14 protein-coding genes and 2 pseudogenes are annotated in these 16568 nt (G+C 59.7%); 9 read left to right on the top strand and 7 right to left on the bottom strand.

The window, feature by feature from the left end; translation table 11 throughout:
- Positions 1-34 precede the first annotated feature (34 nt).
- The gene (locus RBH10_RS12155) at positions 35-1261 is read left to right on the top strand and encodes a lytic murein transglycosylase (RefSeq protein WP_281037035.1); all 1227 of its coding nucleotides are present in this window, start codon (positions 35-37) and stop codon (positions 1259-1261) included.
- 465 nt (positions 1262-1726) lie between these two features.
- Here the strand turns inward: RBH10_RS12155 and metF are convergent.
- The 3 genes and pseudogenes from metF to ettA all read right to left on the bottom strand — a co-directional run bounded on the left by metF (position 1727) and on the right by ettA (position 5448).
- Positions 1727-2619 (bottom strand): annotated as a pseudogene (gene metF / locus RBH10_RS12150) (methylenetetrahydrofolate reductase [NAD(P)H]).
- 1 nt (position 2620) lies between these two features.
- A pseudogene (locus tag RBH10_RS12145) lies at positions 2621-3665 on the bottom strand (ArsR/SmtB family transcription factor).
- 133 nt (positions 3666-3798) lie between these two features.
- Positions 3799-5448 (bottom strand): energy-dependent translational throttle protein EttA, encoded by a 1650-nt coding sequence (ettA, locus tag RBH10_RS12140; RefSeq protein WP_045016818.1) that lies wholly within the window; start codon positions 5446-5448, stop codon positions 3799-3801.
- A 127-nt stretch (positions 5449-5575) separates the two neighbouring features.
- Here ettA and RBH10_RS12135 point away from each other — a divergent pair, with 127 nt between their 5' ends.
- From RBH10_RS12135 to RBH10_RS12105, 7 genes are all read left to right on the top strand, one after another.
- Entirely contained in the window at positions 5576-6547 is a 972-nt protein-coding gene (locus tag RBH10_RS12135; protein WP_372339802.1) for a lysophospholipase, read from the top strand.
- A 101-nt stretch (positions 6548-6648) separates the two neighbouring features.
- Positions 6649-7851: a CaiB/BaiF CoA-transferase family protein gene (locus RBH10_RS12130; protein WP_281037036.1), complete on the top strand. Its 1203-nt coding sequence runs from the start codon at positions 6649-6651 to the stop codon at positions 7849-7851.
- Positions 7848-9500 (top strand): thiamine pyrophosphate-binding protein, encoded by a 1653-nt coding sequence (locus tag RBH10_RS12125; protein ID WP_281037037.1) that lies wholly within the window; start codon positions 7848-7850, stop codon positions 9498-9500. The genes RBH10_RS12130 and RBH10_RS12125 overlap by 4 nt, the downstream gene beginning before the upstream one ends.
- An 80-nt stretch (positions 9501-9580) precedes the next feature.
- On the top strand, positions 9581-10345 hold the full coding sequence (locus tag RBH10_RS12120; RefSeq protein ID WP_281037038.1) for a HugZ family protein: 765 nt from the start codon (positions 9581-9583) through the stop codon (positions 10343-10345).
- 321 nt (positions 10346-10666) lie between these two features.
- Positions 10667-10987, top strand: a complete 321-nt coding sequence (locus tag RBH10_RS12115) for a multidrug efflux SMR transporter (protein ID WP_281037039.1) — start codon at positions 10667-10669, stop codon at positions 10985-10987.
- A gap of 52 nt (positions 10988-11039) precedes the next feature.
- Positions 11040-11417 (top strand): multidrug efflux SMR transporter, encoded by a 378-nt coding sequence (locus tag RBH10_RS12110; RefSeq protein WP_281037040.1) that lies wholly within the window; start codon positions 11040-11042, stop codon positions 11415-11417.
- Between the two features lie 74 nt (positions 11418-11491).
- Complete coding sequence (locus tag RBH10_RS12105; RefSeq protein WP_281037041.1) at positions 11492-11908, top strand: MarR family winged helix-turn-helix transcriptional regulator; 417 nt, start codon at positions 11492-11494, stop codon at positions 11906-11908.
- 120 nt (positions 11909-12028) lie between these two features.
- Here the strand turns inward: RBH10_RS12105 and RBH10_RS12100 are convergent, their stop codons facing one another.
- From RBH10_RS12100 to RBH10_RS12090, 3 genes are all read right to left on the bottom strand, one after another.
- Positions 12029-12370, bottom strand: coding sequence for a RidA family protein (locus RBH10_RS12100; protein ID WP_045016806.1), 342 nt, complete (start codon positions 12368-12370; stop codon positions 12029-12031).
- A 48-nt stretch (positions 12371-12418) separates the two neighbouring features.
- Positions 12419-12757: a TIGR01244 family sulfur transferase gene (locus RBH10_RS12095; protein WP_045016804.1), complete on the bottom strand. Its 339-nt coding sequence runs from the start codon at positions 12755-12757 to the stop codon at positions 12419-12421.
- Between the two features lie 130 nt (positions 12758-12887).
- Positions 12888-13721 carry an aldose 1-epimerase family protein gene (locus RBH10_RS12090; protein ID WP_281037042.1) on the bottom strand — a complete coding sequence of 278 codons (834 nt, stop codon included), beginning with the start codon at positions 13719-13721 and terminating at the stop codon, positions 12888-12890.
- A 155-nt stretch (positions 13722-13876) separates the two neighbouring features.
- Between RBH10_RS12090 and RBH10_RS12085 the strand changes: the two genes are divergently transcribed.
- Positions 13877-15268 (top strand): L,D-transpeptidase, encoded by a 1392-nt coding sequence (locus tag RBH10_RS12085; protein ID WP_281037043.1) that lies wholly within the window; start codon positions 13877-13879, stop codon positions 15266-15268.
- A 70-nt stretch (positions 15269-15338) separates the two neighbouring features.
- Here the strand turns inward: RBH10_RS12085 and RBH10_RS12080 are convergent, their stop codons facing one another.
- The gene (locus RBH10_RS12080; protein WP_281037044.1) at positions 15339-16544 is read right to left on the bottom strand and encodes an MFS transporter; all 1206 of its coding nucleotides are present in this window, start codon (positions 16542-16544) and stop codon (positions 15339-15341) included.
- Between the last annotated feature and the right edge of the window lie 24 nt (positions 16545-16568).

Genomic DNA, 16568 nt, shown 5'->3' with positions numbered 1-16568 from the left:
TAAAGCGGGATAACAACCTATTGAGGAAATTCCCATGCCCACTTTTCGGTCGCGCAGCATCATTTTTGCCGCCGCTTTGTCGCTTCTTTCCACCGGCTCCGCCCTTGCCACACCGCCAGTGGCCTCGCCTGATGATCCAAAGCAGGTTGCCTGCGGCGGCGATCTCGGCGCATTTCTTGAAGGTGTGAAGGCAGAGGCCGTTGCCAAGGGCGTTCCAGCTGCCGCCATCGAAAAGGCGCTGGCCGGCGCACAGATCGACCCGAAAGTGCTTTCGCGTGACCGCGCACAGGGCGTCTTCCGCCAGACCTTCCTCGAATTCTCCCAGCGCACCGTCAGCCAGGCCCGTCTCGATATCGGCCGCAAGAAGCTGCAGGAACTGTCATCGACCTTTGCCCGCGCCGAAAACGAATACGGCGTACCGGCCGGTGTCATTGCCGCATTCTGGGCCATGGAGACCGATTTCGGCGCCGTTCAGGGCGATTTCAACACCCGCAATGCGCTGGTGACCCTCTCGCACGATTGCCGCCGCCCGGAACTCTTCCGTCCGCAATTGCTGGCTCTCATCGAAATGGTCCAGCACGGCGATCTCGATCCCACCACCAACACGGGCGCATGGGCCGGTGAAATCGGCCAGGTGCAGATGCTGCCCAAGGACATCATCGCCTTTGGTGTCGACGGTGATGGCGATGGCCATATCAACGTCAAGAGCAGCGCGCCGGATGCGATCCTGACGGCGGCGAAATTCATCCAGCACCTCGGCTTCAAGAAGGGCCAACCCTGGATTCAGGAAGTTTCCGTGCCGGAAAACCTGCCCTGGGAAAAATCCGGCCTCGGTGGTTCGCTGACCGCCGGCGACTGGTTCGCGCTTGGCGTGACGCCGCGCGACGGCAACAAAAACTTTGCCTCCCTGCCCGCAGCCCTCATCATGCCGCAGGGCCGCAAGGGACCGACCTTCATCACCTATCCCAACTTCAACATCTATCTGGAATGGAACCAGTCGTTCATCTACACGACCTCGGCTGCCTATTTCGCCAACCGCCTGATGGGCGCCCCCGTCTATAACAAGGGCAATCCCGAGCCGGGTTTCGATGACGCAACCATGAAAGAGCTTCAGACCAAGCTCGAAGCGCACGGACACAATGTCGGCAAGGTGGATGGCATTCTCGGTTCCGGCACCCGCATCGCCATTCAGAAGGAACAGCAGCGGCTGGGAATCCCGGCGGACGGTTGGCCTTCCCAGACACTTCTCCAGGCGCTTTAAGCAATCTTAACGGCGTCCTCCGGCCCTTAATCTATCGGCCGGAATCAAGGCATAATCTGTTAATCTCGACCAGATGACTGGGGATAACACCCCGGTCATTTACTTTTTTTAAAGATATGAAGCACTGCGTGATAGAAAAATAATCTTTTATTTTCAACGTATTACAGAAGTTACTTTTTTAACCGGTCGCAAAGCATGTTGCACCGCATCACAGAAACCGCTTTTCAACTGCCACAAAACGGTCATATTATCGAACCTGTCAACAACAGGAGGCACCCATGGGACTTACAAAATCTCTCAATGCCTTGGCAGTCGGTTTGGCGTTTTTGTTCGTAGCGATGATGCTTTTCATCTGACGAGACGTGAAGACCAAACGCAGATAAGAACCGTAGATGACACAATTTAGAAAAGCGCAGGTCCTACCGGGCCTGCGCTTTTTTCATGTCGTAAATAGAATATCTGAGATCAGGCGGCGCTGCGGCGCAGACGCTCCAGCCCGAGATTTTCAAGCACCGCGTCGACCAGAGGCGCACGGTTCATGGTGTAGAGATGGAACTCGTTGACACCACGCCGCTGCAGATCGGCGATCTGCTCGGCGGCAACTTCCGCCGCCACGCGGGCACGCCCTTCGAGGTCATCGTCATAACCCGCAAAACGCTCATCCAGAAAACCGGGAACGCTGGTGCCGCAACGACCGGCAAAACGCTTGAGCTGGGTCAGGTTCTGGATCGGCATGATGCCCGGAACCACCGGAATGGTGATGCCCGCAGCTATCACCCGCTCCATATAACGCTCGAATACGTCGTTATCGAAGAAGAACTGCGTCAGTGCACGCGTCGCGCCGTTATCCGCCTTGCGCTTCAGCATATCGATATCGACCGCATCGCTGGCGCTCTCGGGATGCTTTTCGGGATAGGCCGAAACGGATACCTCGAAATCGCTGATCTCGCGCAACCCCTTCACCAATGCGGCGGCATTCTCGTAACCTTGCGGATGCGGCCTGTAGTCCGTGCCGATGCCGGTCGAGGGTCGCCGCGCAGCGCCACGAAATGGCGAACGCCGGCATTGCGAAACTCTTCAACGACCTGATGCACGTCGTCACGGCTGGCATCCACGCAGGTCAGATGCGCCGCAGTCGACAGATGGCTGTCACCGATCATCCGGCGCACCGCATCCAGCGTCGGCGCCTTGGTGGAACCACCAGCGCCATAGGTGACGGACACGAAATCCGGATCCCATTTTTTCAGCTCGGCAACAGTTTCCCAGAGCTGGGTTTCCATCTCGGGATTCTTGGGCGGAAAGAACTCGAAAGATAAGCGGATATCGCCATCGCGGCGCGCGGTTTCCGACCTCAACATATCATGCCCTCCTGGAGCCAAGTAAAACGGCCTCTTGCACCACATCGTCTGCCATCAGCAGCCGCTGGTCGCGGGCAACCCATATCGTGACGTCAAGAGATTCGTGGGACGCCCGTTCAGAATGAAGATCGACGGCACGGTCCAGAGAAAGCCCGGCCTTCTTCAGCCACTCTTCCATCAGCGGATGCGAAAATCCGAGCCTGATATGCGCATGCTCGTCGCGAAGATGTTCGAAGGAATGCGGCGCAAGATCGATCACGATCAACCGGCCGCCGGGACGCAGCATGCGTGCGGCTTCGGAAAGCGCGATCTCCGGCTGGTCGAGAAAATGCAGGACCTGATGGATGACGATCAGGTCGAAATCCTGGCCTTCCAGCGGCAGGTTGAGAATATCGCCATGGCGCACCGATGCATTGCCCACGCCCGCCTTGTCGAGATTGGCGCGCGCCACCGACAACATGTCGCGGCTGGCATCGACCCCGATCGCACGGCGATAGATGCCGCTCAGAAGCTGCAGGATGCGGCCAGTGCCGGTACCGAGATCGAGAAGCGAGATCGATCGGAGTGGTTCCCACCAGCTTCAGCAGCGCGCCTTCCACGGCCTCGTCGCTGACATGCAGGCGGCGCAACTCGTCCCAGGCGGAAGCATTGCGGCTGAAATAATCCTGCGCCCGCTCAGCCCGCACCCGCTTGACGGTGGCAAGACGTTCGCTGTCACGCTGGAGAACGGCGTCAGAGGGCGATGCGGCGCCAAGCAGTTGCCTGACGACAACGGCGGGCTCGCCATCCTGCCGCAGGCGGAAATAGGCCCAGGCGCCTTCCTGATAACGCTCGATCAGACCCTCTTCCGTCAAAAGCTTGAGATGACGGGAGATACGGGGCTGCGACTGGCCGAGAATTTCGGTAAGATCGGTGACGGTCAAATCGCCGGCCGCCAGAAGCGCCAGCAAACGAAAGCGCGTCGGTTCGCCGGCCGCCTTCAAGAGATCCACCAATTTGTCCAAACCGAACGCCACGTCTGTTGCACCTCGCAAGCTAATCAACATATAAAGATATCTTTATGTCGATGCAGCATCAGATGCAAGCGCAATTTGCCGCGCACGTCCCTTCAGCCCGATTTATTGCATGGAAAAAGGCCCGCTTTTGGGCGGGCCTTTCCGAAGGAATGCGGGAAAAGGATCAGCGCGTCAGGCGCTTGTAGCTGACGCGGCCGGGCTTGATGCTTTCCGGGCCGAGACGGCGGACCTTGTCCTTTTCGTAGTCTTCGAAGTTGCCTTCGAACCATTCCACATGGCTGTCACCCTCGAAAGCGAGGATGTGGGTGGCCAGACGGTCGAGGAACATGCGATCGTGGCTGATGATAACGGCGCAACCGGCGAAGGCTTCCAGCGCTTCTTCGAGTGCTGCAAGCGTTTCCGTATCAAGGTCGTTGGTCGGTTCGTCGAGCAGCAGCACGTTGCCGCCCGCCTTCAGCATCTTGGCAAGGTGCACACGGTTGCGCTGACCGCCGGAAAGATTGCCGACCTTCTGCTGCTGATCGCCGCCCTTGAAGTTGAAGGCGCCGCAATAGGCGCGCGAATTGACCTCGAACTTGCCGAGCTTGATGATGTCGTTACCGCCGGAGATTTCCTCCCAGACAGTCTTGTCACCCGCCAGCGTATCCCGGCTCTGGTCGACATAACCGAGCTGCACCGTCTCACCGACAGTTACCGAACCGCTATCCGGCTTTTCCTGACCGGTGATCATGCGAAACAGCGTGGTCTTACCCGCACCGTTCGGGCCGATGACGCCAACGATGCCGCCCGGAGGCAGCTTGAAGGTGAGGTTTTCGATCAGAACCCGATCACCATAGGACTTGGTGAGGTTTTCCGCTTCGATAACGACGCGGCCGAGACGCTCGGCGACCGGGATAACGATCTGCGCGTCGCCGGGACGGCGATTTTCAGCGGCTTCCACCAGTTCGTCATAAGCGCGGATACGCGCCTTGGACTTCGTCTGGCGAGCCTTGGGGCTGGAAGCGATCCATTCCTGTTCGCGGCTGATGGCCTTCTGGCGCGAGGCGTCTTCACGGGATTCCTGCTGCATGCGCTTGGCTTTTGCCTGCAGATAGGCGGAATAGTTGCCTTCGTAGGGAATGCCGCGGCCGCGGTCGAGTTCGAGAATCCAGCCGGTGACGTTGTCGAGGAAGTAGCGATCGTGGGTGATCATCATCACGGCGCCGGGATAGTCGCGCAGGTGCTTTTCGAGCCAGGCGATGGTTTCGGCATCAAGATGGTTGGTCGGTTCGTCGAGCAGCAGCAGGTCAGGCTGCGAAAGCAGCAGCTTGCAAAGCGCCACGCGGCGGCGCTCACCGCCCGAAAGGCCGGTTACGGCCGAGTCGCCGGGCGGGCAGCGCAGGGCGTCCATGGCCATTTCGACCTGATTTTCCAGATCCCACAGGTTCTGGCTGTCGATCATGTCCTGAAGCTTTGCGCCCTCATCCGCCGTTTCGTCGGAATAGTTCATCATCAATTCGTTGTAGCGGTCGACGATCGCCGTCTTTTTCGCCACGCCTTCCATGACGTTTTCCATCACGGTCTTGTTTTCGTCGAGCTTCGGCTCCTGCTCGAGATAACCGAGCGTCGCGCCCTCGGCGAGCCAGGCCTCACCGGTATATTCCTTGTCGAGACCAGCCATGATTTTCAAAACGGTCGACTTGCCGGCGCCGTTCGGGCCGAGAATACCGATCTTCGCATCGGGGTAGAAGGAGAGATGGACGTTCTCCAGAACCTTCTTCGCGCCGTAGGACTTGTTCAGCCCGGCCATGTGATAGATGAATTGACGTGCCATTGTAGCGAATGCTCCACATCGGATTTTAAAGAGTACGTATCGGGAAATTTGCCGCTATGTAGGGTAAATAGGACCTTGGGGCAACCTCTGGCACGATTATGACCCCATGATTATGACAAGGGACACCATGGTGGAGACAGGCGCAATCATGAATGAGACGACGGACGACTTGACGTTCAGCCGGATTGAGAGGCTCGACGCCCCTTCCGGCGCATCCATCGCCTTTCGCCACCAGCCCTCCGCCCTTTCCCCGGCGCGCGGCGTGCTGATGATCTGCCACGGCCTTGTGGAGCACGCCGGCCGTTACCGCCGCTTTGCCGACATCATGGCAAAACAGGGTTTCGAGGTCTACGCCCACGATCATCGCGGCCATGGCCGCACGAAAGCGGCGGATGCGCCGATCGGACGTTTCGCCTGGAAGGACGGTGTGGAAAAGGTCGTCGCCGATGTCATGGCGATGCGCGTGATGGTTGGCGAAAGGCACCCCGGCCTGCCGGTGATCCTGTTCGGCCATTCCATGGGCGGCCTCGTGGCGCTCAACACCGCCGTCAGCCATCCGGATGCCTTCGATGGCCTGTCCATCTGGAATTCCAATCTCAATCCCGGCGTCATGGGCCGTGTAGCGCAGGCCGTGCTGCGCCTTGAAAAGATGCTGAAAGGCTCTGATGTGCCGAGCGCCATCCTGCCCAAAGCCACCTTCCGCGCCTGGAACGCCAGAATGCCGGAAAAGCGCACCCTTGCGGACTGGCTGAGCCACGACAAGGCGGCTGTCGATGCCTACGTGGAGGACCCGCTTTGCCAGTTCGAGGCCAGCGTCTCCCTGTGGCAGGATGTTTTCAAACTCTCCTATCGCGCACCGAGGCTCATTGAGCGCCTGCCGAAGACGCTGCCGCTTTTGCTTGTCAGCGGCGATCAGGACGCCGCCACCAATAACGGCAAGGAGATCGTCTGGCTTGCCGAACGCTTCCGGCAAGCGGGTTTCAGCCATGTCGAACATACGATCTACCGGGGTATGCGCCACGAAACCCTGAACGAAATCGGCTGGCAGGCCGTGGCCGCGGATTTCGCCGCCTGGTGCGGCCGCGTCGTCGGCAACTGACGAGCCTTTGCCGAAACGGAATAAGTCCATGAGATAAAATCACATGCGGCAATGCGGGGAGACGTCTATAAACCGGCAAGCAGAAAAATACCGGGGGACAGATGACCGACATGCCGAACAGGAAACCGCCGCTCTCCGGCATTCGCGTCATCGAACTGGCGCGTGTTCTGGCCGGTCCCTGGGCGGGACAGATGCTGGCCGATATGGGCGCGGATGTCATCAAGGTCGAAAACCCTGAGGGCGGCGACGACACCCGCGCATGGGGGCCGCCCTTTGTCGAAAGCGCCGATGGCGAAAACCTCTCCGCCGCCTATTATCACGCCACCAATCGCGGTAAACGCTCCATCGTCGCCGATCTCAAGACGCCGGAAGGCTGCGCGCTGGTACGTCGCCTCGTGCGCACCGCCGATGTCGTCATCGAGAATTTCAAGCGCGGCGGGCTTGCCAAATACGGCCTCGACTACGAGACCCTGAAGGTACTCAATCCGAAGCTGATCTATTGCTCCATCACCGGCTTCGGCCAGACCGGGCCTTATGCCGATTTCGCCGGATACGACTATATCGTGCAGGGCATGTCCGGTTTCATGTCGATAACAGGCGAGCCGGATGGCCAGCCGATGAAGGCGGGTGTCGCGGTGGCCGATATCTTCACCGGCATCTATTCCGTCACCGCCATCCAGGCCGCGCTGATCCACGCCATGCGCACCGGCGAGGGTCAGCAGATCGATATGGCGCTGCTCGATGTACAATCGGCCGTGCTCGCCAACCAGAACATGAACTACCTGATTTCCGGCAAGGCCCCCGTCAGGCTCGGCAACGCCCATCCGAACATTTCGCCGTATGAGGTGATGCCGACAGAAGATGGTTTCCTGATCCTCGCGGTCGGCAATGACGGCCAGTTCCGCCGCCTCTGCAAGATCCTCGGCATTGAGGCCGCCGCCGATGACGAACGTTTCGCCACCAACAAGGCGCGCGTGGCGCATAAGGCAGAGGTGCGGCAGATCGTTTCCACCGAGACACTGAAATGGCAGAAGCGCGATCTTCTGACCGCCTGCGAACAGAATGCCGTGCCGGCCGGGCCGATCAACTCCATCGAAGACATGTTCGCCGATCCGCAAATTCAGGCGCGGGCTTTACGCGTTGACCTTGAAACGGAAGACGGCACCGTCATTCCCGGCGTACGCACCCCCATCGTGCTGTCGCAAACACCATTGCAATACGAACGCCCCAGTCCAAAGCTTGGCGAACATCAGGCGCAAGTGCTGGCCGAACTGGAAACCATCGAAAGGAATACGACGCCATGAAGAGAACCGGTGGAGAACTGATCGTCGAAGCGCTGAAAGCCAATGGCGTCTCCCGCGTTTCCTGTGTTCCGGGCGAAAGCTATCTGGCGGTGCTGGATGCGCTTTATGAAAGCGGCATCGAGACCGTGGTCTGCCGCCAGGAAGGCGGCGCCGCCATGATGGCCGACACATGGGGCCGGCTGACGGGCGAACCCGGCATCTGCATGGTAACGCGTGGTCCGGGCGCGACCAACGCCTCGGCCGGCCTGCACATTGCACGGCAGGATTCCATTCCGATGATCCTGTTCATCGGCCAGGTGCAGCGCGAAGCCCGCGAGCGCGAGGCGTTTCAGGAGGTGGAATACCGTCGCGCCTTCACCGAATTTGCCAAATGGGTGGGCGAGATCGACGATGCGCGCCGCATTCCGGAATTCGTCACCCGCGCCTTCGCCGTCGCCACCTCCGGCCGCCCCGGCCCGGTCGTTCTGACATTGCCCGAAGACATGTTGGTGGAAGAGGTCGAAGCGCCCGAGGCAAAACCCTATACGCCTGTGGAAGCGCATCCCGGTCCGTCGCAGATCGCCGCCTTCTCGAAAATGCTGGGCGAGGCCAAGCGGCCCATCTTCATCATCGGCGGCACACGCTGGTCGGAGCAAAGTGTCGCAAGCTTCAAGGCATTTGCGGAAAAGAACAAACTACCGGTCGGCTGTTCCTTCCGCCGCCAGATGCTGTTCGATCATCTCAGCCACTCTTACGCGGGCGATGTCGGCATCGGCATCAACCCGGCCTTGGCGAAGGAAATCAAGGAAGCCGACCTCGTGGTGCTGCTCGGCGGTCGCCTCTCCGAAATGCCCTCCTCCGGTTACACCCTGCTCGACATTCCCTACCCGTCACAGAAACTCGTCCATGTCTATCCGGAAGCCGAAGAGCTTGGCCGCGTCTATCGTCCCGATCTCGCCATCTGCGCTTCGCCGGAGGATTTCGTCGCCGCCCTTTCCGCCGTCACGCTTTCGGCCAATGCCGCATGGGCGGATCGCACGGCCGCCATGCACGACGCCTATCTGAAATGGTCGACACCGCCGCAGACCGGCCCCGGCACAGTGCAGATGGGTCCGATCATGGACTGGATCGAGGCCAATGTGCCTGATGATGCGATCTTCACCAATGGTGCGGGCAATTATGCCACCTGGGTGCACCGCTTCCACCGTTTCCGCCGCTTCAACACGCAATCTGCGCCGACCTCAGGCTCGATGGGTTACGGCTTGCCGGCTGCAGTTGCCGCCAAGCACCTCTTCCCCGAGCGGGAGGTGATCTGCTTTGCTGGGGATGGCTGCTTCATGATGCATGGGCAGGAATTCATCACCGCCGTGCGGTATGGCCTGCCGATCATCACCGTGCTGGTCAATAACGGCACCTACGGCACGATCCGCATGCATCAGGAACGGGAATATCCCGGCCGCGTCAGCGGCACCGATCTCGTCAATCCAGATTTCGAAGCCTTTGCGAAAGCCTATGGCGGCCACGGCGAAACGGTCGAAAAAACCGAAGACTTCGCCGCCGCTTTTGAGCGTGCGCGTGCAAGCGGCAAGCCCGCCATCATCGAGGTCAAGCTGGACCCGGAAGCGATCACGCCCACCCGAACACTGACCCAGATCAGAAACCGGAGCTGATATCGGCCTCCGATTTTGGTGATGGACATGGCTCCGGCATGGTGTAAATCCTGACTAACACTTACAGGTTAGGAAACGACATGCCGGAGGCAGCCCTTCCCGTCATCACACCGCGCGGCGCAAAGATCGAGCCTTCGGCTGGCGCGCCGTTCGAGGCCGTGCGCGTGGCCCGCGATGTCCTGCACACATCCCGCACGGCGGCGCTTGCAACCCTCGATCCGGTCAGCGGTTACCCTTATACGACCGCGACCAATATCGGCATCGAGCCAGATGGTACGCCGTTCTTCTTCGCGGCGGGCCTGACGCTGCATGCCCGCAACATGGAGGCCGATCCGCGCATCTCACTGACGCTTGCCCCTTTCAACAAGGGCGACGCGTTGACGCTGCCGCGGCTGACACTGGTGGGCAAGGCGGAAGTGATGGACGCTGATGACGCGCCGCTCGCCAGACAGCGTTACATCACCCGTTATCCCAAGGCGAAACTCTATCTCTCCCTTCCCGATACAAGGTTTTACCGGCTGCGGACGGAAGGCGTGCAGATCAATGGCGGTCCTGCCCGCAACGCCAGCAATATCACCGCCGCCGATCTGCGCACCGATCTGTCAGGGGCGGACGAGTTGATGGCGGCGACAGCGGATGAAGCAGCCCGCCTCAACGCCATCAAGGTTGAAGCATCACGGCTGGCCGTTCTTGCCGGCGCCAAAGCCGGGCGCTGGACAATCACCGCCATCGACCCTGACGGCATCGACCTCGCCTCGACCGGCGATCTGGCCCGGCTGTGGTTCACGGAACGGGTGACGACGTTGAATCAGTTTGCGAGATATTTGACTCTCATCACAAACTGAACCCGCCAAGGGATTCAAAACAAACGCAAACACACGTCTTGCCTTATACATCGGTCTCGACCGCTGGTGTCTATCCGTGGCATCGCGAACGGCCCTGTTGCTCGACTATCGCATCAACTGGAAACAAGCGTGCGCAGCTATCCGCGCACAAAGCGGTTGACCTTGCTTTTCGCAAACAATATGCATGCACATGCAAATAAATAATAAGCGCGACCGAGACGGTCGTCTTTCTCAAGCTTTGCATGCTCCATCAGGCCAATTTCTCGGCTCGGAGGAGACTGAACCAATTCCCTCATACGACCATCCTAACGGAGAACGACAATGCATTGGATATATCTCGCAATCGCAGTGATCTTTGAGATCGCGGTCGCAATATCGGCAGGAAATGCCAAGGGTTTCTCTCACCCGTGGTGGACCGCCGCTACTCTGGTCAGCGGCGCCATCGCGACAGTTTTTCTGAGTTTTGCGCTCCTCACCTTTGACGTCGGCGTCGGTTACGCAATTTGGACCTCTGCCGCTGGCGTCGGCATTGTTGTTCTCGGAGCGATCTTTTTCAACCAGCGACTGAATTGGAGGAAAATCGCCGGGATCGCTCTGGTGATTGGTGGGGTCATCGGCCTCCGCCTCAGCGGCGCGGCGTAAAGACCGGACGACAGCACCTCATACAAACAACCAAATCTGGAAGGATATGGATATGACAAATAACGCGAATGGCACGCGCGCGTGGCTCATGCTGCTGCTCGCCGGAGGCTTCGAAATCGGCTACGCGCTCAGCGTGGGCGCGAGCCGGGCTTTCACGATACCGAGCTGGTCGATCGCCGCTGCGATCTTCTTCCTGCTGACGCTTTATTTTCTCAGCACGGCCTTGAAGACGATAGACGTGGGGCTCGGATACGCAGTTTGGGCGGGCATCGGCGCAGTCGGGGCAGCGGTCTTCGGCAGTCTTTTACTGGATCAGCCGTTAAACCTCATCCAGGCGTTCTGGCTGGCGGTGATCATCGCTGGCGTCGTTTGGCTCAAGCTGGCGGACAGTGCCAAGCCCAGCAACGAAGAGCACGGCCTGGCATCATAACGTCGTCCGCTTGAAGATATTATTGCATGAGCATACATATGGCCTGATACTTCCCGTAGGAGCGTGTAGCCAATATGTCCTCAAAACACGATGCGTGGCTGAAGCTTGCCCAGACCGTTGGCAATGTCGAAGCCGACCTTGGAAAAGCGATGCAAACCGCCCATGGGCTCGGCCTTTCGGAATATCGCGCACTGGAAGCGCTTTTGCGCTCACCGGACAGCGAACTGCGGATGCAGGATCTAGCCTCGCATCTTTGCCTGAACCAGAGTTCGGTTTCCAGACTGGTGGAACGCCTCGAGCGGACAGGGCTTACCGTTCGCGATCTTTGTCCGGACGACAAGCGCGGTGTTTATACGGTGTTGACCGATAACGGGCGTGCGCGCATCGAAAGCGCGCGCGCCTTTTACGAAAATGCACTGGATGCGGCAATCGAGCAGCATGGCTGCGAAAAGGCGCTTGCAGTGCAACTCGCTCCATCAGCCCCGAAATAACCGATATTCAACAGGCTCTAGCGTCAAAACCACCTTGTTTCCGGTGGCATGACCTTCAGCAAAAAGGCCGGGCTGCATTCCGCAACCCGGCCTTTCACAACTAGCAAATCAAACCGTTGCTCAGAGAGCAGCCGTCACGATGAACTCAACCTTGTAGTCCGGGGTCGCAAGCGCTGCTTCGCTGGTGGCGCGGGCCGGCGGGTTTGCCGGGTCGATCCAGCCTTCCCAGACGGCGTTCATTTCGCCGAAGGTGGACATGTCGGAGAGGTAGATGATGGTCTGCAGGATCTTCGACTTGTCAGAACCGGCAGCGGCCAGCAGGCGGTCGACTTCAGCTAGCGCCGACTTGCTCTGATCGGTCACGGACACGCCCTCACCAACCTGGCCAGCCAGATAAACGGTGTTGCCGTGAACAACGGCGCCGCTCATGCGCTTGCCCGGTTCGATACGCTTGATGGTCATGGAAAACTCCTGTTGATTGGCATTGCAAAATCGAATGAAAGGCGCGGATCAACCGCGCAGGTGATGGGTCTTTTCGTAGATCGCCGTCGAACGCGCGCCGGAACGGCAATAGCCGAGCATCGGGCGCTGCAGTTCATCTAGCGCGTCCACCATGCCGGAAACCGCATCCGCATCGACGCCGTAACGGCCGACAGGTACATGCATGATGGTGAGGCCCAGCTGTTCGGCACGCTCAGCAATATCGGCGAAAAGCGGCTGGCCGTCTTCTTCGCCGTCAGGGCGGTGGCAGACGATCGACTTGAAGCCAAGTGCCTTGACCTCGTCGAGATCGGCAACGCTGATCTGCCCCGTGACCGAATATTCGTCGTCTATACGCCTGATATCCATCTTAATGCCTCCGCTGAAACTGGCGCCTGCGCGCCGCTGGCACGCTCTCGCCACCGTCTGAAATCCGCATCCGATGTAAGCGGTCAAAACCCTTGCGTCAATGATGCCGCGTCTTCATTCAGTCCATCATTCAGAGGATGGAAAAGCGCAGGCCATAGGAGCGGCTTTCGCCCGGCTGCAGCATGTTGAACTCGCCGGCAGCCTCAAGCTCCCGGCGTGCCACCCAGCGATGCGAAACCGGTTCAATACCAAGTACGTTGGCCGGGTCCTGCTGGTTCCGCCACATCTGCAGATAGGGCAACGTCTCCGTGCTGAAACGCACTTTCAGCGTCCTGCCGCCGATCGCGGCAATCGGACCAAGCGCGAGTTCCGCCCATTCCCCGTTACCGGCAGGGACGCAGAAAACAGTGCCCGGCTCTTCACCAAAACGCCATCCATGGCCGCCGCCATTGAGCATCGCACCCTCAAGCTGAACGGCATCGTCAAAGAGGCGCGCGCCGACATTCATGTGATACATGAGAAAGACCGGGATCGGCTGCGAACTCGTGTTGATGATCTTGTCATCAAGGCTGACCTCACCGCTTCCGCCGTCGATACGCCACGTCCGTTCCAGAAGTGCGGTGCCGCCATCGGCAAGACTCACGGGAACTTCGACCCGGGCCAGCGCATTGGACTCATGAGTTTCGAACTCGACTATCTTTGCCGGATGCGAGGAGAAGGACCCATGCAAGGGATATCGACGCCCCTCGCCGTCACCGTCGATCGGTACGGGGTGGCGGATATGATCAGGACCACAGGTGAACAGGAAGCCTTCCAGCGAATGGTCGATGCGCGGATCGCCATCATCGGGAATCGCGCGACCAGGCGCAATGTTGATGCCATCGACGACACAGGCGCCAATATCGAAAACGGAGGTTTCATCGAGGAAAATGCGTGGCGATTTGCCAGCCTGAAACGGACGCAAGACAACCTCCCTGTGGCAGTAAAAGCGCAATAATCACGGAAATGCTACTAACCGTGACGTAAATTAAGATTGCATTAACCGTGAATTCACCTTTTTCACAATAGGGTCAAGATTGCGGTGTGTTTATCGGTGAACGAAGTAAGGACAGCAGAATCGTGAAACAGTTTCTTAACGCAGCTCTGGGTCTGACGATCGCCCTGGCGTCGGTTTTCGCGCCGCTACAGGCTGGCGCGCAGCAGCGTTATGGCTATCAGGAGCAACCGGTTCTGGTGACCCCGGACGGTCGCGTGCTCGATTTCGTGCCCCAGCGCGGCGATATCGTCATCAGCCGCGATAATATGGGCCGCACGGTGTTTTATGACCGTTACGGCAATCTACTGGCCACCGAAATGCCCTCCGGCTACCAGCAGCGGCAGCAGGCCCAGCAGCGCGACACAACCTATTACCCCCCGCCGCCCGGCGGCCAGTACCGTGAGCCGGCGCGCGACTACGGTTATCAGGACAATGGCAGCGTGCGCGATTACCGCGAATATCGCGGCAACGGTTCCGGCGACGATGTCTATACCGGCTCGGTTCCCGGCCCCGGCGCAGTCGAAAGCGCACCGCTCAACCAGCCGATGCCCGATGAAAGCACCACGGCCGCCGTTCCGCAGCCGCAACATCTGATTGAGCGCCACACACCCGTCACCACGCCGGTCAACCGGTCCCGCCAGGAGATCGTCGCGCTCCAGACCTTCCTCGACCGCGAGGGTATTTCGCCTGGCGTGATCGACGGCAAGATGGGCGACAACGTCAACAAGGCGATTGCCGCCTGGCAGGATATGACGGGCGAAAAGCTCGACCCGAACAATTCCGACGACATTCTGGAGCGGCTGCGCGCCTCCGGCGGCATGCCGATTGTCGATTATACGATCACCGCAGCCGATGCCGCCGGTCCCTATGTCGCCTCCATTCCGGACGACTATGCCGCAAAATCGCAGCTGCCGGCTCTGTCCTTCACCTCCACCTCGGAGGCGCTGGCCGAACGTTTCCATATGGATGAGACCTACCTGAAGGAACTGAACCGCGGCATCGATTTCTCCGTGCCCGGCACCATCATCAAGGTCGTCAATCCGGGAGAACCGAAAAAGGGACAGGTCGCCCGCATCGTCGCCCACAAGGGCATCAAGCAGGTCTTCGCTTATGGTCAGGACGGCAATCTGATCGCCGCCTATCCCGCCACCATCGGTTCGACGGACACGCCGTCACCGAGTGGCACGCACACGGTCGAGCGCGTCGCGCTCAATCCGGGTTACACCTACAATCCGAAGATCAACTTCAGGCAGGGCCAGAACGACAAGATCCTGCAAATTCCGCCGGGTCCGAACGGTCCGGTCGGCACGGTCTGGATCGCCCTGTCGAAACCGACCTACGGCATCCACGGCACGCCGGAACCGTCGAAGATCGGCAAGACAAACAGCCACGGCTGCATCCGCCTGACCAACTGGGATGCGACCGAGCTGGCAAAAATGGTCCGCCCCGGCGTCGTGGTCGAATTCGCGGAATAATATCGATAGTAAAGAAGAATGAAAAAGCCCGGCGGACGCCATTCCGCCGGGCTTTTTTATTGGCGGGATTTTATCCGCGCTTTTCGGTTAGGAAGTACAACAGGGCCGCCACCGGCAGCGCGAAACCGATCCACGAGGCGGCACCCCATTCCCCGACGGAATAGGCCCAGCCGCCCACGGCAGAGCCGATTGCCCCACCCATGAAAAACGTCGCCATGTAGATGCCGTTCAGCCGGCTGCGGAACTCCGCCCCGAGCGTGAAGATGGCGCGCTGGCCAAGCACCAGATTGGTGGTGACGCCGAAATCCAGAACGATGGCCGCGACGACAAGAATGCCGAGAGCCAGATGCGATCCTTCGGGCGCAAGATGCGTGACGGCGAATGACAGCGCCACCGCCACCAATGCGGCAAAAGTGGCCAGATATGTCCAGCCCCGGTCAGCCATGCGCCCCGCAATCGGCGCGGCAACGGCACCGGCCGCACCCGCAAGCGCAAACAGGGCGATCTGACCCTGGCTGAGATTGAAATGCGGACCGCTCAGATAAAGCGGTGTCGTAGTCCAGAACAGGCTGAAGGCGGCGAACAGGAAGGCATGATAGATTGCGCGGCGCCGCAAGATGGGCGTGTGGGCGGCTAGTCTGCCCATGGAGGCCATCAACGCGCCGTAACGCAGCCTCGCCTCAGGCACACGAACGGGCAAAAGGCGGTAGAGAACGACGGCGAGAATTGCCATGACGCCTGCCGATGTCAGAAAGACGCCGCGCCAGGAGACCACTTCCGACAAAAGGCTGGAGACGGGCCGTGCCAGCATGATGCCGACCATCAATCCACTCATGACATTGCCGACCACCCGGCCGCGAATGGCGTGCGGCGCCATATGGGCGGCATAGGGAACGATGACCTGCACCGCCACGGAACTGATGCCGACCAAAAAGGCGGCAATCAGAAACGGTGCCGCATGCGGCGCGAAAGCGGCCGCCACCAGCGACAGTACCGCCATCGAAACGGCGCTGACGACCAGCCTGCGATTTTCGACGAGATCGCCAAGCGGCACGACAAACAGCAGGCCGACGCCGTAACCGATCTGCGTCAGGGTAACGATCAGACCGGTGGCGCCAGCGGACAGGCCAAGCTCCGCGCCGATGATACCGGCAAGGGGCTGGCCGTAATAAAGATTGGCCGCAATCAATCCACAGGCGCTTGCCAGCAGAAAAGTCAGGGCCGGGGAAATGGATGTCTCGTAAACATCCTCCCCTTCAACTACACGCGTCGTCATCATTTTCTCCAAAATGGAAACGAA

The sequence above is a fragment of the Rhizobium sp. AN73 genome (assembly GCF_030757975.1).
Taxonomy (GTDB): domain Bacteria; phylum Pseudomonadota; class Alphaproteobacteria; order Rhizobiales; family Rhizobiaceae; genus Agrobacterium; species Agrobacterium arsenijevicii.
Note: the sequence above shows the minus strand (reverse complement) of the source record. Positions and strands in the feature narration are given on the sequence as shown.